At 64.8% G+C, this 19,850-nt stretch carries 19 protein-coding genes; 10 read left to right on the top strand and 9 right to left on the bottom strand.

What is annotated here, in order from left to right; all coding sequences use genetic code 11:
- Positions 1-6: 6 nt before the first annotated feature.
- Entirely contained in the window at positions 7-1,059 is a 1,053-nt protein-coding gene (locus ACF8C6_RS04740; protein ID WP_392498232.1) for an AraC family transcriptional regulator, read from the bottom strand.
- Between the two features lie 164 nt (positions 1,060-1,223).
- Between ACF8C6_RS04740 and ACF8C6_RS04735 the strand changes: the two genes are divergently transcribed.
- The 6 genes from ACF8C6_RS04735 to ACF8C6_RS04710 are packed head-to-tail and all read left to right on the top strand — an operon-like array spanning position 1,224 to position 5,766.
- The gene (locus ACF8C6_RS04735; protein ID WP_277688092.1) at positions 1,224-1,361 is read left to right on the top strand and encodes a lipoprotein; all 138 of its coding nucleotides are present in this window, start codon (positions 1,224-1,226) and stop codon (positions 1,359-1,361) included.
- Between the two features lie 9 nt (positions 1,362-1,370).
- Complete coding sequence (lysA, locus tag ACF8C6_RS04730) at positions 1,371-2,618, top strand: diaminopimelate decarboxylase (RefSeq protein ID WP_392498231.1); 1,248 nt, start codon at positions 1,371-1,373, stop codon at positions 2,616-2,618.
- Positions 2,619-2,628: 10 nt separating this feature from the next.
- On the top strand, positions 2,629-3,459 hold the full coding sequence (dapF, locus tag ACF8C6_RS04725; RefSeq protein ID WP_392498230.1) for a diaminopimelate epimerase: 831 nt from the start codon (positions 2,629-2,631) through the stop codon (positions 3,457-3,459).
- Positions 3,456-4,148 (top strand): DUF484 family protein, encoded by a 693-nt coding sequence (locus ACF8C6_RS04720; RefSeq protein WP_277688089.1) that lies wholly within the window; start codon positions 3,456-3,458, stop codon positions 4,146-4,148. The genes dapF and ACF8C6_RS04720 overlap by 4 nt, the downstream gene beginning before the upstream one ends.
- Positions 4,149-4,180: 32 nt before the next feature.
- Complete coding sequence (gene xerC / locus ACF8C6_RS04715; RefSeq protein ID WP_392498229.1) at positions 4,181-5,074, top strand: tyrosine recombinase XerC; 894 nt, start codon at positions 4,181-4,183, stop codon at positions 5,072-5,074.
- A complete protein-coding gene (locus ACF8C6_RS04710) occupies positions 5,071-5,766 on the top strand; it encodes an HAD family hydrolase (RefSeq protein ID WP_392498343.1) in 696 nt (231 codons plus the stop codon). The genes xerC and ACF8C6_RS04710 overlap by 4 nt, the downstream gene beginning before the upstream one ends.
- Positions 5,767-5,883: 117 nt before the next feature.
- Here ACF8C6_RS04710 and sutA read toward each other — a convergent pair whose 3' ends face one another.
- The 5 genes from sutA to glnK form a co-directional block, all read right to left on the bottom strand.
- Positions 5,884-6,213: a transcriptional regulator SutA gene (gene sutA, locus ACF8C6_RS04705; protein WP_392498228.1), complete on the bottom strand. Its 330-nt coding sequence runs from the start codon at positions 6,211-6,213 to the stop codon at positions 5,884-5,886.
- Between the two features lie 77 nt (positions 6,214-6,290).
- Positions 6,291-6,725, bottom strand: coding sequence for a secondary thiamine-phosphate synthase enzyme YjbQ (locus ACF8C6_RS04700; RefSeq protein ID WP_392498227.1), 435 nt, complete (start codon positions 6,723-6,725; stop codon positions 6,291-6,293).
- Positions 6,726-6,819: 94 nt separating this feature from the next.
- The gene (locus ACF8C6_RS04695; protein WP_277688085.1) at positions 6,820-8,073 is read right to left on the bottom strand and encodes an ammonium transporter; all 1,254 of its coding nucleotides are present in this window, start codon (positions 8,071-8,073) and stop codon (positions 6,820-6,822) included.
- 66 nt (positions 8,074-8,139) lie between these two features.
- Positions 8,140-9,456 carry an ammonium transporter gene (locus tag ACF8C6_RS04690; protein ID WP_392498226.1) on the bottom strand — a complete coding sequence of 439 codons (1,317 nt, stop codon included), beginning with the start codon at positions 9,454-9,456 and terminating at the stop codon, positions 8,140-8,142.
- A 34-nt stretch (positions 9,457-9,490) separates the two neighbouring features.
- Entirely contained in the window at positions 9,491-9,829 is a 339-nt protein-coding gene (gene glnK / locus ACF8C6_RS04685; protein ID WP_068825159.1) for a P-II family nitrogen regulator, read from the bottom strand.
- A gap of 403 nt (positions 9,830-10,232) precedes the next feature.
- Here glnK and ACF8C6_RS04680 point away from each other — a divergent pair, with 403 nt between their 5' ends.
- From ACF8C6_RS04680 to ACF8C6_RS04670, 3 genes are all read left to right on the top strand, one after another.
- The gene (locus ACF8C6_RS04680; protein ID WP_392498225.1) at positions 10,233-10,493 is read left to right on the top strand and encodes an accessory factor UbiK family protein; all 261 of its coding nucleotides are present in this window, start codon (positions 10,233-10,235) and stop codon (positions 10,491-10,493) included.
- A 34-nt stretch (positions 10,494-10,527) separates the two neighbouring features.
- The gene (locus ACF8C6_RS04675; protein WP_392498224.1) at positions 10,528-12,024 is read left to right on the top strand and encodes a YifB family Mg chelatase-like AAA ATPase; all 1,497 of its coding nucleotides are present in this window, start codon (positions 10,528-10,530) and stop codon (positions 12,022-12,024) included.
- A gap of 120 nt (positions 12,025-12,144) precedes the next feature.
- Positions 12,145-14,109: a BCCT family transporter gene (locus ACF8C6_RS04670; RefSeq protein ID WP_392498223.1), complete on the top strand. Its 1,965-nt coding sequence runs from the start codon at positions 12,145-12,147 to the stop codon at positions 14,107-14,109.
- 50 nt (positions 14,110-14,159) lie between these two features.
- On the opposite strand, the gene ACF8C6_RS04665 is transcribed toward ACF8C6_RS04670, so the two are convergent.
- Both ACF8C6_RS04665 and ACF8C6_RS04660 read right to left on the bottom strand, forming a co-directional pair.
- Entirely contained in the window at positions 14,160-14,951 is a 792-nt protein-coding gene (locus ACF8C6_RS04665) for a gamma-glutamyl-gamma-aminobutyrate hydrolase family protein (RefSeq protein WP_392498222.1), read from the bottom strand.
- Positions 14,952-15,307: 356 nt separating this feature from the next.
- Positions 15,308-16,234 (bottom strand): LysR substrate-binding domain-containing protein, encoded by a 927-nt coding sequence (locus ACF8C6_RS04660; protein ID WP_392498221.1) that lies wholly within the window; start codon positions 16,232-16,234, stop codon positions 15,308-15,310.
- 142 nt (positions 16,235-16,376) lie between these two features.
- Here ACF8C6_RS04660 and ACF8C6_RS04655 point away from each other — a divergent pair, with 142 nt between their 5' ends.
- On the top strand, positions 16,377-17,765 hold the full coding sequence (locus ACF8C6_RS04655) for a NorM family multidrug efflux MATE transporter (RefSeq protein WP_392498220.1): 1,389 nt from the start codon (positions 16,377-16,379) through the stop codon (positions 17,763-17,765).
- A 130-nt stretch (positions 17,766-17,895) separates the two neighbouring features.
- Here the strand turns inward: ACF8C6_RS04655 and ACF8C6_RS04650 are convergent, their stop codons facing one another.
- Positions 17,896-19,548, bottom strand: coding sequence for a putative bifunctional diguanylate cyclase/phosphodiesterase (locus tag ACF8C6_RS04650; protein ID WP_392498342.1), 1,653 nt, complete (start codon positions 19,546-19,548; stop codon positions 17,896-17,898).
- Positions 19,549-19,850 lie beyond the last annotated feature (302 nt).

Here is a 19,850-nt window from a genome sequence, read left to right as displayed (position 1 = left end):
CAATCCTCATGAATGGGCGGCGGAATCTAGCAGACTTTGCCGGTACGCGCCCGGGCTCTGCCCGGTCCAGCGGCGAAAGGCGCGGGCCAGCGAACCGGCCTCGCTGAAACCGACCAGAAAGGCGATTTCTGCCAGCTCCAGATCCGGGTCGCGCAGGTAATGCAGTACCAGTTGCTCGCGGGTCTCATCGAGCAGCTGACTGAATGACAGACCGCCCTCGCGCAGACGCCGCTGCAGGGTGCGCGCACTGAGCTGCAGGCTCTGCGCCAACAGCTCCAGATCGGCACCCTGTTCCGGCAACTGGCGCGCCAGTTCGCGACGGGCACGATCAAGTACGCTGTGGCCCTGGTTGAGCTGGCCGAGCAGGCGGTCGGCATGCGCATCAAGCAGCTGACGCAGCTGGGCATCGGCCTGCCCCAGCGGCGCATTCAACAGACGCTTGGGGAACACCAGGGCGTTGTCGGCCTGACCGAACAGCACCGGGCAGCCAAAGATGCGCTGGTGTTCGGATGTGTCCGCTGGCGCCGGATGCTGAAACCGCACCTCGGTGGGCGGAATCTGCAGCCCGGTGATCCAGCGACCGAAGGTCAGCCAGCCGGCCAGGGTTTCCTCGGCATGCTGGCGCTGCTGCTCGCGCACCAGCGGCTCCCAGGTGTGCGCAACCAAAGGCTCCAGCCCGACACGGGGCGGCTCCTCGTCGAGGTCGACGCGCCCCAGATTGCCCACCAGGGCGGCATAGCGCGCCTGGCGATGCAGGGCGTCGGCGAGCGTCGCGCAACTCATGATCAGGTAGCCGAGCACCCCGTAGTAGCCCGGCCGCATGGCCTCCCCCAGGTGCAGGCCGAGGTTGTCGTCGCCGGTCAGGCGCACCCCTTCCCCCAGCAATTGCAGGTAGGTACTGACCGCGATGCGCTGGTCGCGCTGGGCCAGAATGCCAGGCTGCAGCTGCACCTGGGCCAGCAACTCGGCACTGGCGAAACCCTGGCGCTCCAGGTAATCCAGCAGCCCCTGCAGGTAGGCGACCGAGACGGAGCTGGAAAGTGTGGCGTGGGATTGCATCGGTGCTCCGGATAATTTTCTGCCCATGCTAGCGGCAAACCAGGCATCTCGGGCAGGCCCAGCGCACCACTCCGAGGGGCGCAGGCCCCGCCGGACGTGCATAGGCAAGCCACCGGGGGCTGGGTATACTCCGGCCCATTCACGATTTTGCAAAGGACCCCACCATGAAGCGCCTGTTGCTGCCCTTCATTGCGCTTGTCGTAGTGACTGCCTCCCTCGCCGGTTGCGGCCAGAAAGGCCCGCTATACCATCCGGATGACGAGAAAACCACGCAAGATCGCGACAAAGACGTTTTCCTCTAAGGGGGTTCCATGCAAGCCTTTACCAACCGCGACGGGCAACTGTTCGCGGAGGGCGTTGCCCTGTCCGCGATCGCCGAACGCTTCGGCACGCCCACCTATGTTTATTCCCGCGCCCACATCGAGGCGCAGTACCGCGCCTATGCCGACGCCCTCGCCGGTATGCCGCACCTGGTCTGCTTCGCGGTCAAGGCCAACTCCAACCTCGGCGTGCTGAACTTGCTGGCACGCCTCGGTGCCGGCTTCGACATCGTTTCCCGTGGTGAGCTGGAGCGTGTCCTGGCCGCCGGCGGCGAGCCGGGCAAGATCGTCTTCTCCGGCGTCGGCAAGACCCGCGACGACATGCGCCGCGCCCTGGAAGTCGGCGTGCATTGCTTCAACGTCGAATCCGTCGATGAGCTGGAGCGCCTGCAGCTGGTGGCCGCCGAGCTCGGCAAGACCGCCAGCATCTCGCTGCGGGTCAACCCGGACGTGGACGCCGGCACCCACCCCTACATCTCCACCGGCCTGAAAGAAAACAAATTCGGCATCGACATTGAGCAGGCTCCGGCCGTGTACGCCCGAGCCGCCGCGCTGCCGAACCTGAAGATCGTCGGCGTCGATTGCCATATCGGCTCGCAGCTGACCAGCCTGCCACCCTTCCTCGATGCGCTGGAGCGCCTGCTGGCACTGGTCGACCAGTTGGCCGAGCAGGGCATCCAGATCCAGCACCTGGACCTTGGCGGCGGCCTCGGCGTGCAATACCGCGACGAGCAGCCGCCACTGGCCGGCGACTATATCGCCGCCGTGCGCGAGCGCCTCAAGGGCCGCGAGCTGGCCCTGGTGTTCGAGCCGGGCCGCTCCATCGTGGCCAATGCCGGCGTGCTGCTGACCCGCGTGGAATACCTCAAGCACACCGCGCACAAGGACTTCGCCATCGTCGACGCGGCGATGAACGACCTGATCCGCCCGGCCCTGTATCAAGCCTGGATGGACGTCACCCCGGTGCAGCCGCGCCAGGGCGAGGCGCGCAGCTACGACCTGGTCGGGCCGATCTGCGAAACCGGTGACTTCCTGGCCAAGGGCCGCGAGCTGGTGCTGGCCGAAGGCGATCTGCTGGCCGTGCGCTCCGCCGGTGCCTATGGCTTCGTCATGAGCTCCAACTACAACACCCGCGGCCGCGCCGCCGAGGTGCTGGTGGATGGCGAAAACACGTTCGAAGTCCGTCGTCGCGAGACCATCGAGGAACTCTACGCCGGCGAAAGCCTGCTGCCGCAGTGAGGGCGCGATCATGCTATTGCGCTTCACCAAGATGCACGGCCTCGGCAACGACTTCATGGTCCTCGACCTGATCAGCCAGCACGCACACATCCAGCCCAAGCACGCCAAGGCCTGGGGCGACCGCCACACCGGCGTCGGCTTTGACCAGCTGCTGCTGGTGGAGGCGCCAACCAGCCCGGACGTGGACTTCCGCTACCGCATCTTCAACTCCGACGGCTCGGAAGTGGAGCAGTGCGGCAACGGCGCGCGCTGCTTCGCCCGCTTCGTGGTCGACAAGCGCCTGACCGTGAAGAAACAGATCCGCGTCGAGACCAAGGGCGGCATCATCGAACTCAACTTGCGCCCGGACGGCCAGGTCACCGTGGACATGGGCGCGCCGCGCCTGGTCCCGGAGCAAATCCCCTTCCAGGCCGAGGCCGAGGCGCTGAGCTACGCGGTCGAGGTGGAAGGCCAAAGCCATCAGCTGGCCGCCGTATCCATGGGCAATCCTCACGCCGTGCTGCGCGTCGATAACGTCGACACAGCCCCCGTGCACAGTCTCGGCGCCAAGCTGGAACACCACCCGCGCTTCCCCAAGCGGGTCAACGTCGGCTTCCTGCAGATTCTCGACCGCAAGCAGGCGCGCCTGCGCGTGTGGGAGCGCGGCGCCGGCGAAACCCAGGCCTGCGGCACCGGTGCCTGCGCCGCGGCTGTCGCCGCGATTCGCCAGGGCTGGATGGATTCCCCTGTGCAGCTGGAACTGCCAGGCGGCAAACTATCCATCGAGTGGGCAGGGCCGGGGCAGCCGGTTATGATGACCGGACCCGCCGTTCGCGTGTACGAAGGACAAGTCCGCTTATGAGTGATCAGGATCAGACCCCGCTCGATGCCGAGGCCGTTGCCGCCTACCTGCGCCAGCATCCGGAATTCTTCGTCGACCACGAGGAGCTGATCCCCGAGCTGCGCATCCCGCACCAGCCCGGCACCACGGTGTCGCTGGTGGAGCGCCAGGTCAAACTGCTGCGCGAACGCAACATTGAGATGCGCCATCGCCTGTCGCAGCTGATGGACGTGGCCCGCGACAACGACCGCCTGTTCGACAAGACCCGCCGCCTGGTACTCGACCTCCTCGATGCAGACAGCCTGGAAGCCGTTATTGGCGCCGTCGAAGACAGCCTGCGCCATGAGTTCCAGGTGCCCTTCGTCGGCCTGATCCTGTTCAGCGAAACGCCGCTGGGCGTCGGCCGCACCGTCAGCTCTGCCGAGGCGCACCAGGCCATCGGCGGCCTGCTCAGCGGCGGCAAGACCACCTGCGGCGTGCTGCGTCCGAACGAGCTGGAATTTCTCTTCGGTGAGGCCGAACACAGCCAGGTCGGCTCCGCCGCCGTGGTCGGCCTCAGCCACCAGGGCCTGCACGGTGTGCTGGCCATCGGCAGCCCCGACCCGCAGCACTACAAGAGCAGTCTCGGCACCCTGTTTCTCGGCTACGTCGCCGAAGTACTGGCCCGCGTCCTGCCCAACTTTGCCGAACCACTGCGCTCGGTACGTTGACCACCGAGACGAGCAGGCGCCCGGAGCCCGCCATGCAGGACCACCTGGACGCTTACCTCGAACACCTGCGCAGCGAGCGCCAGGTGTCGGCCCACACCCTCGACGGCTATCGCCGCGACCTGCTCAAGGTGCTCGCCCTGTGCGAGAAGAACACCGTCGCCACCTGGCCCGAGCTGGACACCCGCACCCTGCGCGCCTTCATCGCCCGCCTGCATGCCCTGGGGCAGTCCAGCCGTTCGCTGGCGCGCCTGCTCTCGGCAGTCCGTGGTTTCTACCAGTATCTGGGCCGTGAAGGTCTGTGCCGGCATGATCCGGCCGCCGGTCTTGCCGCGCCCAAGGGCGAACGCCGCCTGCCCCGCGCGCTGGATGCGGATCGCACTGCGCAACTGCTGGACGGCGCCGTCGAAGACGACTTTCTCGCCCTGCGCGACCAGGCCATGCTCGAGCTGTTCTACTCCTCCGGTCTGCGCCTGTCCGAGCTGGTCGGCCTGAACCTCACCGAGCTGGACCTGCCCGCCGGCCTGGTGCGGGTGCTGGGCAAGGGCAACAAGACCCGCGATCTGCCGGTCGGGCGCAAAGCGCGCGAAGCCATCGAAGCCTGGCTGCCGCTGCGCCGGCTGGTCAGCCCGACGGACGATGCTCTGTTCGTCGGTCGCCAGGGCAAGCGCCTGACGCCGCGCGCCATCCAGCTGCGGGTCCGCCAGGCCGGCGTACGCGAACTCGGACAGCACCTGCATCCGCATATGCTCAGGCACTCCTTCGCCAGCCATATGCTGGAGTCCTCGCAGGACCTGCGCGCCGTGCAGGAGCTGCTCGGCCACGCCGATATCGCCACCACCCAGGTCTATACCCACCTGGATTTCCAGCACCTGGCCAAGGTCTACGACGGCGCCCACCCGCGCGCCAAGCGCAAGAGCGAGTCCTGATGAGTATTCAACTGGTCACCTTCGACCTCGACGACACCCTGTGGGACGTCGCTTCGGTCATGCACGGCGCCGAGGCGGCGCTGCGCGACTGGCTGGCGGCGCAAGCTCCGCGCCTGGGCCCGGTGCCGATCGAGCATCTGTGGGCCATTCGCGCCCGACTGTTGGGCGCGGAACCCATGCTCAAGCACCGTCTCAGCGAGCTGCGCCGACGCATCCTGTTCCATGCCCTGCTCGAAGCGGGCTACGCCGAGGATGAGTCCGGCGCCCTGGCCGAGCAGGGCTTCCAGGTGTTTCTCGAAGCGCGCCACCAGGTCGAATTCTTCCCCGACGTGCACCGCACCCTGGAGCAGCTGGCCGACCGGTTCATCCTTGGCGTGATCACCAATGGCAACGCCGACGTACGCCGCCTGGGGCTGGCCGACTACTTCCGCTTCGCCCTCAGCGCCGAAGAACTGGGCGTCGGCAAACCCGACCCGCATCCCTTCCAGACCGCCCTGCGCCAGGCTGGCGTGCCTGCCAGCGCCGCCGTGCATATCGGCGACCACCCTGGCGACGATATCGCCGGAGCGCAGGCCAGCGGTCTACGCGCCATCTGGTACAACCCGCAGGGCAAGGACTGGGGCGACGCGCCGCCGCCGGACGCCCAGGTGCGCAGCCTGGCTGAGCTGCCCGCCCTGTTGGCGAACTGGTAGGCCTTTTCGGGAACGAGCCGCGCTGGCATATCCAGGGCTTGCGTGCCACGCCGAAGCCCTGACACCCCCCATGAAAAAACCCGCCGTAATGGCGGGTTTTCTGCTCCGACAGTCGCCTCAGATGGGGCGGCTGCCGTATTTGCTGTCTGGCTTCTTGGGCGGGTCTGCCACCACATTGGGCTCGATCTCCTGGACCTTGCCGCCACGGTTGAGGAACTCCTCCATGGCACGGGCCAGGGCATCGCGGTCCTTCTGCTTGGCCTCGACGCTGGGCAACTCTTCCGGCTCTACCGCCGCCTTGGCCTTCTTGCTCGACTTGGCGCCGGATTCCACGGCATCGCTGCCGTCATCCTCGCTATCGTCGCCGCTGTCGGCCGCTTCCAGCTCCTCGCCGTCATCCTCGTCGGCGCCTTCGAGATCGTCCTGTTCCAGTTCTTCGTCGCTCATGTTCTACCTCATGACGTGCGCAAAGCAGGTTACTTATAGACCAGTGACACGCAATGCAAAATGTCACCAGAAAAAATTCATACGCCGCGACGGCGCTCGCCGTGCAGTGTCGCCAACACCCGACGGGCCCCACCTTTATCACGGTGCTCGCCCAGGTAGACGCCCTGCCACGTGCCAAGACACAAACGCCCGGCATTTATCGGCAGGCTCAGCTGACAGCCCAGCAGGCTGGACTTGAAGTGCGCAGGCAAGTCGTCCGGGCCTTCGTAGTCGTGCTCGTAGCCGCTTTCACCCTGGGGCACCAGGCGGTTGAAGAAGCGCTCGAAATCACGCCTCACCGCGCCATCGGCATTCTCGTTGATGGTCAGCGAGGCCGAGGTGTGCTGCAGCCAGAGGTGCAGCAGGCCGACCTCATAGCCGGCAAGCTCGGGTAGCGCCGCGACGACTTCGTCGCTGATCAGGTGGAAACCGCGAGGCCGCGGGCGCAGCTCGATCAGCCGTTGTAGCCACATGGCGAGCACCTCAACATGCGTTGGGGGCGCATTCTAGCGTGGCCGCAGAAAAAACAAAGGGCGCCCGAAGGCGCCCTTGTGAAAAAACCTTGGATCACTTCTTGTTGGTGAATTCCGGGTAGGCTTCCATGCCGCATTCGGCGATATCCACGCCTTCGTATTCTTCTTCCTCACTCACACGCAGGCCGATCACCAGCTTGATCACGAACCAAACGATCAGGCTGGAGACGAAGACGAACGCGAAGATCGAGCCGATGCCCAGCAGCTGCGCACCGAGCGACGAATCGCCGTTGGTCAGGCACACCGCCAGCAGACCCCAGATGCCGACCACACCGTGAACGGAGATGGCACCGACCGGGTCGTCAAGCTTCAGCTTGTCCAGAGCCAGGATGGAGAACACCACCAGTACGCCGCCCACACCGCCGATCAGGGTGGCCTGCAGGGCAGTCGGGGTCAGCGGCTCGGCGGTGATGGCCACCAGGCCGGCCAGAGCACCGTTGAGCGCCATGGTCAGGTCAGCCTTGCCGAACAGGATGCGCGCCACGATCAGCGCGGCGATCAAGCCACCGGCGGCCGACATGTTGGTGTTGACGAACACGTTGGCCACGGCGTTGGCGTCGTCGATGGTGCTCATCTTCAGCTGCGAGCCGCCGTTGAAGCCGAACCAGCCCATCCACAGGATGAAGGTACCCAGCGTGGCCATCGGCAGGTTGGCGCCAGGAATCGCGTTGATCTGGCCGTTGGAACCGTACTTGCCCTTACGCGCACCGAGCAGCAGCACGCCCGCCAGAGCAGCAGCGGCACCGGCCATGTGCACCACGCCGGAGCCGGCGAAGTCGAGGAAGCCCGCTTCATTGAGGAAGCCCGAGCCCCACTTCCAGAAACCCTGGATCGGGTAGATGAAGCCGGTCATCACCACCGCGAAGGTGAGGAAGGCCCACAGCTTCATACGCTCGGCCACGGCACCGGAGACGATCGACATGCAGGTCGCGGCGAACACCACCTGGAAGAAGAAGTCGGAGCGGCTCGAGTAGTAGGGTGCATCGTCACCGCCACCGAGAATGGCATCGGCCGTGTTTTCGTCGCCCAACAGGAAGCCCAGGCTCGGCAGGATGCCGCCCTCAGGGCTGGAGTACATGATGTGATAGCCAATCAGCATGTACATGATGCTGGCGATCGCATACAGGGCGATGTTCTTGGTGAGGATCTCGGTGGTGTTCTTCGCGCGAACCAGACCGGATTCGAGCATGGCGAAACCTGCCGCCATCCACATCACCAGTGCGCCGCACATCAGGAAGTAGAAAGTATCGAAGCCGTACTGCAAGGCAGTCAGTGCTGTGTTGTCCATGATTCACCTCTTGGCTGGGGTGCTTGAGGCAGCGCCCGGTTCCTCCCGGGCGTTGCTTCGGCGGCTTTACAGGTTGTAACCACGCTCGTTGTGCAGGCTCAGGTCGAGGCCGACGGTTTCTTCCTCGTCGGTCACGCGCAGGCCCATCACCAGATCGATGACTTTGAGGATCACGAAGGTGACGATGGCGGTGTAGATCACCGTGACCACCACGCCTTCGATCTGCACCAGCACCTGGGCACCGATGTCTTCGACGCTGCCGAAGCCACCCAGGGCGGGCGCGGCAAACACGCCGGTCAGGATGGCGCCGACGATGCCGCCGATGCCATGCACGCCGAAGGCGTCCAGGGAGTCGTCGTAGCCCAGCTTGCGCTTGAGGCTGGTGGCGCAGAAGAAGCAGATCACGCCAGCGGCCAGACCGATGGCCAGGGCGCCCATCGGGCCGGCAGTACCGGCGGCCGGAGTGATGGCGACCAGGCCGGCGACCACACCGGAAGCGATACCCAGAGCGCTCGGCTTACCGTGGGTGATCCACTCGGCGAACATCCAGCCCAGAGCGGCAGCGGCAGTAGCGATCTGAGTGACCAGCATGGCCATACCGGCAGTGCCGTTGGCTGCGATGGCAGAGCCGGCGTTGAAACCGAACCAGCCGATCCACAGCATGGCGGCACCGACCAGGGTGTAGCCCAGGTTATGCGGCGCCATGGCGGCAGTCGGGTAGCCCTTGCGCTTGCCCAGCACCAGGCAGGCCACCAGGCCAGCGATACCGGCGTTGATATGCACCACGGTGCCACCGGCGAAGTCGAGCACGCCGGCATCCCACAGGAAGGCGCCGTCACCGGACCAGACCATGTGGCAGATCGGTGCATACACCAGGGTGAACCACACGCCCATGAACACCAGCATCGCGGAAAACTTCATGCGCTCAGCAAAGGCACCGACGATCAGCGCCGGAGTGATGATGGCGAAGGTCATCTGGAAGACGATGAACACGCTTTCCGGGAAAGCACCGACCAGACTGTCGACGGTCAGACCACTGAGGAAAGCTTTGTTCAGGCCACCGATGAAGGAGTTGAGGTTGGTCACCCCCTGCTCCATGCCGGTGGTGTCGAAGGCCAGGCTGTAGCCGTACACCACCCACAGAATGCTGATCAGACCAGTGATGGCAAAGCACTGCATCATCACCGACAGCACGTTCTTAGAGCGCACCATGCCGGCGTAGAACAGCGCCAGACCGGGGATGGTCATGAACAGTACCAGCGCGGTTGCGGTGAGCATCCACGCGGTGTCGCCGCTGTTGAGCACCGCCTCGTCGGCCATGGCCAGACCGGGGGTCAACAGAGACAAAAGGGCTCCTAGCCCTGCGAATTTTCGCAGAGTCATTGTTCTTCTCCTGGGGCTTTAGGGGGTTCGGGGCTTAGATCGCGTCGGTGCCGGTTTCGCCGGTACGGATACGGATCGCCTGCTCCAGGGGAACCACGAAGATCTTGCCGTCACCGATCTTGCCGGTGTTGGCAGCCTTGGTAATGGCCTCGATCACGCGATCCAGCTGATCGTCGGCGATGGCCACGTCGATCTTCACTTTCGGCAGGAAGTCGACCACGTACTCGGCGCCGCGATACAGCTCGGTGTGACCCTTCTGACGACCGAAACCTTTGACCTCGGTGACAGTGATGCCCTGCACGCCGATCTCGGACAGCGACTCGCGCACGTCATCGAGTTTGAACGGCTTGATGATGGCAGTGACTAGTTTCATGAAACTCTCTCCCGTTTAAGTGGACTTGCCCCAGGAAAAACGAACCCGGGCCAAGTCTAAGCGCAGTGTCTGGCTTTGTAACGCGCCGACCGCCAGGGGCCGGAACCAACCTACCGCAACCGGTGAGGCATTCCCCCGCCTCATCCTGCGCACCGGAACTGCATCGGTGCACGCGTCACAAGGTCATAAGCAGAAAGCTTGCCAGCTATGCCAAAAGGCCACTTTTTCATGTAGTTAGCCGAACTGCGCCACTACGCCTGCAGATCACCCAGGACAGACCGCACCAGATTGGCGCATCAAGCCCTGCGCACATGTTCAAAAATTGTGCACCGACCGCCACCGCATGGCCTGGCAAGGCCCGTGCTACACTGCCGGCCGTTCGATATCGGAAGAAAACACCAACATGCTGCCGCCCAAAGCCCTGCTCGACACCCTCGCCGGCCACGCCTCGCGCTTGTTTAGCGGCGATAGCCCGCTGCCCCGTAGCGAGCTGGAAGCCCAGTTCAAAGCCCTGCTGCAGAGCGCCTTTGGCAAGCTGGATCTGGTCAGCCGCGACGAGTTCGACAGCCAGATGGCCGTACTGGCCCGCACCCGCGCCCGCCTGGAGGCGCTGGAGGCCAAACTGGCGGCACTGGAAGCCCAACAGAACCCACCCGCCGAGTAATGCCATCGGCGGGCATGTGATCAAGGAGTGATCCATGTCCCTGGCCATCGTCCACAGCCGCGCGCAAGTGGGTGTCGAAGCCCCGGCCGTGACCGTTGAAGCCCACCTGGCCAACGGCCTGCCGAGCCTGGCCCTGGTCGGGCTGCCGGAAACCGCGGTCAAGGAAAGCAAGGATCGCGTGCGCAGCGCCATTCAGAACTCCGGCTTCGACTTCCCCGCCCGCAAGATCACCCTCAACCTGGCACCCGCCGACCTGCCCAAGGATGGTGGACGCTTCGACCTGGCCATTGCCCTCGGCGTACTGGCCGCCAGTGGTCAGATCCCCACCGAGGAACTGGGCCGACTGGAATGCCTGGGCGAACTCGCCCTGTCCGGGGAGATACGCCCAGTGCAGGGTGTTCTACCCGCAGCACTGGCCGCCCGCGCCGCGGGGCGCACCCTGGTGGTGCCCAAGGCCAACGCCGAAGAAGCCTGCCTGGCCTCCGGCCTGGAAGTACTCGCCATCGGCCACCTGTTGGAGCTGGCCGCGCACCTTAATGGCCACACACCGCTCGCGCCGCACCGGGCTGGTGGCCTACTGCGGCAAACGGCCAGCTACCCGGATCTGGCAGAAGTGCAAGGCCAGCTGGCAGCCAAGCGTGCCCTGCTGATTGCCGCCAGCGGCGCCCACAATCTCCTGCTGAGCGGCCCACCCGGCACCGGCAAGACCCTGCTCGCCAGCCGACTGCCCGGGCTGCTGCCGCCACTCAGTGAGGAGGAAGCCCTGGAAGTCGCCGCCATCCACTCGGTCGCCAGCCAAGCACCGCTGGACTGCTGGCCGCAGCGGCCATTTCGCCAACCGCATCATTCGGCATCCGGCCCGGCCCTGGTCGGAGGCGGCAGCCGCCCGGCTCCCGGCGAAATTACCCTGGCCCATCAGGGCGTGCTGTTTCTGGATGAGCTCCCCGAATTTGATCGCAAAGTGCTGGAAGTCCTGCGTGAGCCGCTGGAAAGCGGGCAGATCGTCATCGCACGCGCCCGTGACAAGGTGCGTTTCCCCGCCCGCTTCCAGTTGGTAGCGGCGATGAACCCCTGCCCCTGCGGCTACCTGGGCGACCCTGGAGGAAACTGCCGGTGCACCCCAGACCAAGTGCAACGTTACCGCGCCAAGCTGTCTGGCCCGCTGCTCGACCGCATCGACCTGCACCTGACCGTGGCGCGAGAGAGCACCAGCCTGCTCGGTGAACATAGCGCCACACAGAGCAGCGCCAGCGCTGCCGCCACAGTCGCAGCGGCGCGTCTGCGGCAGATGCGCCGCCAGGGCTGCGCCAACGCCTTTCTCGACCTGCCAGGCCTACGACTGCACTGTTCTTTGATGGAAGAGGATCGACGCTGGCTCGAACAGGCCTGCGAGCGCCTACACTTATCCCTGCGCGCGGCTCATCGTCTGCTTAAGGTGGCGCGTACCCTTGCCGACCTGGAGGAAGCGGAGCAGATCAGCCGCTCCCACTTGGCGGAAGCCCTGCAGTATCGACCCGGCACCGATCGATGAAGGAGCCATCCGATAAAGTTATCGGAAAAGACTTCCTCAAAGATAAAAGCTATAAGCCGTGTTACCCTAGCCGGCCTTCCGCCCTTGGCGGCCCATCCGATAACAAGGAGAGCTAGCTCAATGGAGGCATCTTCGTCTTCGCTCAACCGGCCCGTTTTCTTCAGCTCGGCCTTTCTCATCATTGCGCTGGTGCTCTACAGCGTACTGCTGCAGGAACAGGCGCAGAGCCAGTTCACCGTACTGCAAGGCTGGATCATCGACAAAGCCAGCTGGTTCTACGTACTGGCCGTGGCCCTGATCCTGATCTGTTGCGTGTTCCTCGCCGTCAGCCGCTATGGTGACATCAAACTCGGACCGGACCACAGCCAGCCCGAGTACCGCAACACCACCTGGTTCGCCATGCTGTTCTCCGCCGGCATGGGGATCGGCCTGATGTTCTTCGGCGTTGCCGAACCGCTGATGCACTTCACCGCGCCCCCCGTGGGCGAAGCCGGCACCGTGCAAGCCGCGCGCGAGGCGATGAAACTGACCTTCTTCCACTGGGGCCTGCATGCCTGGGCGATCTACGCCATCGTCGCGCTGATCCTGGCGTTCTTCTGCTTCCGTCATAACCTGCCACTGACCCTGCGCTCGGCGCTCTACCCGCTGATTGGTGAGCGCATCTATGGGCCCATCGGTCACGCAGTGGATACCTTCGCCATCCTCGGCACGGTGTTCGGCGTCGCCACCTCGCTGGGCTACGGCGTGCTGCAGATCAACAGCGGCTTCCACCATTTGTTCGGCCTGCCGGTGAGCACGCCGGTGCAGATCGGCCTGATCGCCGCCATCTGCGCCCTGGCCACTCTGTCGGTGGCCAGCGGCCTGAACAAGGGCATCCGCATCCTGTCCGAGATCAACCTGACCCTGGCCGTGCTGCTCCTGCTGTTCGTCCTGGCCCTGGGCCCGACCGTGTTCCTGCTCAAGACCTTTGTGCAGAACACCGGCGCCTACCTGTCGGAGATCGTCAGCAAGACCTTCAACCTCTACGCCTACGAGCCGACCGACTGGATCGGCGGCTGGACCCTGTTGTACTGGGGATGGTGGCTGTCCTGGTCGCCCTTCGTCGGCCTGTTCATCGCGCGCATCTCGCGTGGCCGCACCATCCGTGAGTTCATCAGCGGCGTGCTGTTCGTACCGGCCGGTTTCACCCTGTTCTGGATGACCGTGTTCGGCGACAGTGCCATCAACATGGTGCTCAACGATGGACTGCAGAGCCTGGCCGACGCCACCAATGCCGACAGCTCACTGGCACTGTTCGCCTTCCTGGAGAACTTCCCGCTCAGCACCCTGCTGTCGATGATCGCCGTGGCCATGGTGGTGGTGTTCTTCGTCACCTCGGCCGACTCCGGCGCCCTGGTGGTGGATATGCTCGCCTCCGGCGGCAAGGCCAACACGCCGTTGTGGCAACGCCTGTTCTGGTCGGTACTGATCGGCGTGGTGGCCATCTCCCTGCTGCTGGCCGACGGGCTCAAGGCGCTGCAGACAGCGACCATTGCCAGTGCCCTGCCCTTCTCCATCGTCCTGCTGGCGGCGATGTGGGGGCTGTTGCGGGCGCTCAAACTGGATGCCACCAAACGCAGCATCCGCTTCCAGGCCCTGCCACAAACGCCAAACCGCATGCGCCCACAAGGTGGCTGGCAGCGGCGCTTGCGCACCCTGGTGACCTTCCCCAGCCAGGCCGAGGCGCAGTCCTTCCTCAACGATGTCGCCCAGCACGCCATCGACGCTGTCGCCGAGGAGCTGGGCAAGCGCGGCCTGGATGCCCGTCGTGAGAACGGCGAGGACGGCCGTGTGCGCCTGATCGTAGGCCATGGCGCGGAAACCGACTTCCTCTATGAAGTCCGCCCGCGCGCCTTCAACCTACCCAGTTTTGCCCTGCTGGAGAATCAGGACACCAGCGCGGAACAGCACTATTACCGGGCCGAGGTGCATCTGCTGGAAGGCGGCCAGGATTACGACCTGCTGGGCTGGAGCAGAGACGATGTGATCGGCGACATCATCGACCAATACGAGAAGCACCGGCATTACCTGCATCTGGTGCGCTAAATACAAAAAGCCCGGCTGTAATGCCGGGCTTTTTCTTGCAGCAGCCTCAATCAGGCTGCCTGACGCTTCTGCGCACGCTCGCGACAAGCCTCACCAAACGCCTCGAACATCTTCACCGAATCCGGGTTCTCTGCAGCCTGCCATTCCGGATGCCACTGCACGGCAAACAGGAAGGGCGACAGGCTTGGCGCGTGGAAGGCCTCGATCAGGCCATCCTCTGCGCGCGCCAGCGGCTCCAGGCCCTTGCCCAGGGTCTTGATGCCCTGGCCATGCAGGGAGTTGACGGTGATCTCTTCACTGCCCAGGACCTTGGCCAGCCAACTGCCGGCGGCGATACGCACCTTGTGGCTTTCGCCGTACTGCACGTCCACCTGGTCTTCCGGGTTCTCGCGATGATCATTGAAGCCTGGCTCGGCATAGACCTTCTGATACAGGTCGCCGCCCAGGGCCACGTTGATTTCCTGCATGCCACGGCAGATGGCAAAGATCGGCAGGCCGCGGGCGATGGCGGCCTTGATCAGCGGCAGGTCGAACAGGTCGCGGTCGCGGTCCTGGGTTTTCTCGGGCGTGAGGTTTTCCTGACCATAGAGGATCGGGTCGATGTTCGAGCCCGCACCGGTCAGGTACACACCATCGGCCATGTCGAGGTATTGGTCGAGGTCGTCGGTGCCGCAGCAGGTGGGCACCAGCACCGGCATGCAGCCGGCAAAATCGGTGATCGGTGTGATGTATTTGTGGGTCATCACCTGGTAGGCGTGGCCCTTGCGCTCTTGGGCGCCCATGGACATCAGTACGACGGGTTTGCGTTTCGCGTTGGAGGTTTTAGCGCTGTTGTTAGACATACGTCACCTTGGGGCAGGCTGGCCTGCCGTTGCTGTGCAGGAGGGTCGGAAGAGATCGACGCGCTACCTGTTTGGCACGGTTCCGTCTGTCGGCGGCATTGCATACGCCTCACCTGGAGGCTTGGAAATGGAAGGTAACGAACCTCCCGCGACGGCCGCATAACAGTCGGAACCGCCCGCACAGTCTGCCCGAGCCGTAAAATATGTCAAACATTTCGAGAGACCCGCGTTTGAAAAACGGAGCAAAGCCAGGCGCCACAAGGCCCGCTTAATGGCGCCTACAGGAAGAAAGCGCTGGAAGGCGCACTCATAAAGTCCATTATTTTTTACGCAGCGCGCACAAAATTCCGTATCGCTCACCTGTCGATCCACTGCACGGCCGGCAGGTGCATCTGCGCCACTTCATCCAATAGAAAGTCACGCAACCGACGCAGCCGCTCCTCACCGCGCCGCCCCTTTGGCCACACCAGGTAATAGCTGTCGCCACTGGCCACGGCGCTGGGCCAGGGCAGGCCAAGACGCCCCTGCTCGACGTCCTCCGCGACCATCACCAGATCGCCGATGGATACCCCGTAGCCCCGCGCGGCAGCGACCATCCCCAATTCCAGGGTGTCGAACACCTGCCCCCCCTTCAGCGGCACCTGCTCCGCCAACCCCATGGCCTGCAGCCAGCGCCGCCAATCGCGACGATCCGGCGTCGGGTGTAACAGCTCACAGCTCTGCAGCCGGGCCAGATCCCAGTGATCGTCAGTAGCGGCTTCCGACGCACAGACCGGAATCAGCCACTCGGCGAACAGCTCGATACTTTCCCAGTCCGCCGGGAAGACACCACCGCTGCTGAGCAGAACCGCACAGTCGAAGGGCTCCTGATGGAAGTCGACCTTATCGACGTCCATCCAGGCGCTGGTCAGCTGCACTTCGATATCCGGGTTGTAGGTACGAAAACGCGACAGCCGCGCCAACAGCCAGCGCATGGTCAGGGTCGAGGGCGCCTTCAGGCGCAGGGTGGTGTCGTCGGTGCTGAGCGCGGCGCAGGCCCGCTCCAGCGCATCGAAGCCATCGCGCACCCCCGGCAGCAGCAAGCGTGCGCTCTCGCTCAGGCGCAGATGGCGACCGGCACGCTCGAACAAGCTGCAGGCAAAGTGCTCCTCCAACGTACGAATGTGCCGGCTCACCGCACTCTGGGTAATGGCCAGCTCCTCGGCGGCACGGGTGAAGGAGGCATGGCGGGCAGCCGCCTCGAAAGCACGCAGGGCATAAAGGGGCGGCAAACGACGCGCCATGGGCGTGGCCTCCATGAGTATTAGTCATGCAAAGCATCGCATTTTTCCTTTTGTAGGTGGCACCCTGAATCCCGAAAATGAGCGGCACTCCCCTGCCAGCCGTGACAATCTCGGCGGCGCCTCTCGCTGAGCCTCACTCATCATGCCGCACTCCACCCGCCATGAGCTGGTCGCCCTGTTCCGCCTGGCCGCACCGCTGATTACTGCGCAACTGGCCCATGTGCTGATGGTGTTCACCGACACCATCATGATGGCCATGCTCGGCCCCGAAGAACTGGCCGGCGGCGCCCTCGGCGCCACCTGCTACTACATGCTGTCGCTGTTCTGTGTCGGGGTAATGGCCGCCGTCGGCAGCCTGGTCGCCATTCGTCACGGTGCGGGCGACACTCAGGGCGTCACCCGTCTGCTGCAGAACGGCTTGTGGCTGGCCCTGCTGCTGGGTGCCGGGGGCGCCCTGTGCCTGCACGGGCTCGGCCCCTTGCTGCCCTACCTGGGCCAGCAGGCCGGCAGTGTCGACCTGGCCATGGAGTTTCTTGGCCCCCTGTCGCTGGCCCTGCCCGGCTACCTGTGCTTCATGGCCTTGCGCGGTTTTACCAGCGCTATTGGGTATCCGGGCCCGGTGATGACCATCGGCGTGATCGGCGCCCTCGCCAACTTCGTTATCAATTATGCGCTGATCAAGGGTTGGTTCGGCCTGCCCAGTCTTGGCTTGAGCGGTATCGGCATGACCACCGCCCTGGTCAGCACCGCCATGGCGCTGGCCCTGGGCCTTTACATCCTGCGCTCGCCGGCCTACCGCCAGTACAGGCTGCTGCGCGGCCCGCTGCGCCCACGCAGGACCGAGATGGGCGCGCTGCTACGCCTGGGCCTGCCGATTGGCGGTACCTACGCTGCCGAACAGGGCCTGTTTACCTTCGCCACCCTGTGCATGGGCGCCCTCGGCAGTGTGCAACTGGCCGCCCACCAGATCGCCATCCAGGCGGTAACCCTTGCCTTCATCCTGCCGCAGGGGCTGTCCTACGCGGTGACCTTCCGCGTCGGTCAGCATTACGGTGCCGGCCGCCTGGCCGAGGTGCGCCGTGCCGGGCGCCTCGGCATCGCCAGCGGCGCCTGTTGCATGCTGCTGTTCGCCCTGCTGTTCTGGCTGGCGCCGGAGTATGTGGTGGGGCTGTTCGTCGACCGCAGCGACCCGGCGTTCGCCGAGATCGTCAGCCTGGCCGTAAGCCTGCTGGCCGTTGCCGCACTCTTCGAGTTGTTCGACGGCACCCAGAGCATCGCCATGGGCACCATCCGCGGTCTGGGCGACGGCAAAACCACCCTGCTCGTCGGCCTCGGCTGCTACTGGTTGATCGGCATCCCGCTGGCCTGGACCCTGGCCTTCCCGCTCGGCTGGGGCGCCCATGGCATCTGGTGGGGCCTGGCTGGCGGACTGGCCTGCGCAGCCATTGCCCTGAGCCTGGGTTTCGAATGGAAGACGGCGCGCCTGCTGCGGCCACAGGCACAGCAGGCGGGACAGACCTGCTTGTCTTAGGTCGGGTCAGTCTGCGTAGGTTGGGTTGAGCGCAGCGAAGCCCAACACACGAACAATGGCGACGCCGCAGCTTGTCAGCCCGATGTTGGGCTTCGGGCTATGCCCTCAACCCAACCTACAGCCGCCGCGCTTACGAAGGCGTGCCTGTCAGCAGCGGCTGGCGCATGCCAAACACCAGGAAACGCGCCAGCTCGGTCAGTGGCAACGGCTTGCTGATCAGGTAACCCTGCACTTGATCGCAACCGAACTGGCGCAGCAGGGCCAGTTGTTCGGCGTTTTCCACACCCTCGGCAACCACCTGCAGATGAAGGTTGTGGGCCAGATTGATCATGGCCCTGACCAGCTGGCGGTTCTCCGCGCGCTCGCCCATGCCGCCGACGAAGCTCTTGTCGATCTTCAGCAGGGTGATCGGCAGGTTGTTGAGGTGCACGAAGGAGGAGAAGCCGGTACCGAAGTCGTCCAGGGAGAAGCGCACACCCAGGCGGCCGAGCGCCTGCATGGTCTGCTGCACCTGCTCGCTGCGGCGCATCACCGCCGTCTCGGTAAGTTCAAACTCCAGCCGCTCGGCATCCACGCCGCGTTCTTCGATCAGGCGGCTCAACGTCGGCAGCAGCTGGCTGTCCTGGAACTGGCGGAACGACAGGTTGACCGCCATGTGCAGCGCCGGCAGACCGCGCCCACGCAGCCACTGCATGTCGCGCAGGGCGCGGGAGATCACCCAGTAGCCGAGCGGCACGATCAGCCCGCTCTCCTCGGCCAGCGGCACGAATTCGTCCGGGCCGAGCAGGCCGCGTTGCTCGTGGCGCCAACGCACCAGCGCCTCCAGACCGAGGATACGTCCGCTCTGCAGACACAGACGCGGCTGGTAGTGCAGCTCCAGCTCGTCACGACGCAGCGCGCGGCGCAGCTCGCTTTCCAGGTCGGCCTTGCTGCGCGCGCCACCATGCACGCGCTCGTCGTAGAGATGAAAGGTGCACCCCTGCACCGCCTTGGCCTGCTGCATGGCGATGTGCGCGTGCCACATCAGCGGGTCGGCGGCCAGGCCAGCGCGTGCGTAGGTCAGGCCCAGGCTGCAGCCGAGCAGCAGGCTCTCGCCATCCAGCCAGTAGGGTTCGGACAGCGCCTCGACGATACGCTCGGCAAGGCGTTCGGCACGGCGCGGGTCGCGGCGAGTATCGAGGAGCAGGGCGAACTCGTCGCTGCCGAGCCGGGCCAGGCTGTCACCGGCTTCCAGCTGCGCCTTGAGCCGCGCCACCACCTGCAGGATCAGCCGATCGCCGGCCTGGTAGCCAAGGGCATCGTTGACGTGTTTGAAGTTGTCCAGATCGAGATGTCCCAGGGCCAGACCGCGTCCCTGGTATTCGGCCAGGCGCCCGGCCAGCAGGGCCTGGAAACCCTGGCGATTGGCGATGCCTGTCAGCACATCCTGCTCGGCCAGGCGCTGCAGGGCCCCTTGCAGGCGTGCACGTTCACCGGCATAGCGCAGGCAGCGGCGCAGCACCTCATCGCTCAGCTGGCTACGTACCAGCCAGTCGTAGGCATCGGCAGGCGGCTCCACGGGCTCATGATCGAGCAGCAGCACCACGGGCAAGGAACAACAACCGGGCTCTGGTTGGCAGGCAGGTGTGGTGAGCAACAGGGCGGGGACATCGTCATCAAACAGGCTACTGGCGGCCGTCCAGCTTGGCGCGGTGATCAGCGGCCAGGCAGCATCCAGACTGGTCAGTCGTGCGCGCAGCAGGGTCGCCCATTCCGGCGTTTCGGCCAGCAGGATCAGGCGCATGGATTCAGCAAGCGCAGACACATGAACTCCCCAAGGTCGACAAGACAGACTCACTCCGTCTGCATGCGCCGTTATTCGGCGTTCTCTTCCTGCCCCGTCCTTGTGCAGCTTTCGCGCATCCTGAGGGAAACACATAGCAGCGACAACCGGGGGGATACGGAACAATCGTACATGATCTTTTAAAATAGTGACTTAGCACACAATCCTTATGCTTTTTATTCAAAACCGTCGGTGCCGTACAGCGGTCGGCCCGCGTCCCGCAGCCGACCGCCGGCTGTTAGAATGCCGCCTCTTTTTCTGAT

The sequence above is a fragment of the Pseudomonas sp. zbq_18 genome (assembly GCF_043102245.1).
Lineage (GTDB): Bacteria > Pseudomonadota > Gammaproteobacteria > Pseudomonadales > Pseudomonadaceae > Aquipseudomonas.
This window is presented reverse-complemented; position numbering and strand designations above follow the sequence as displayed.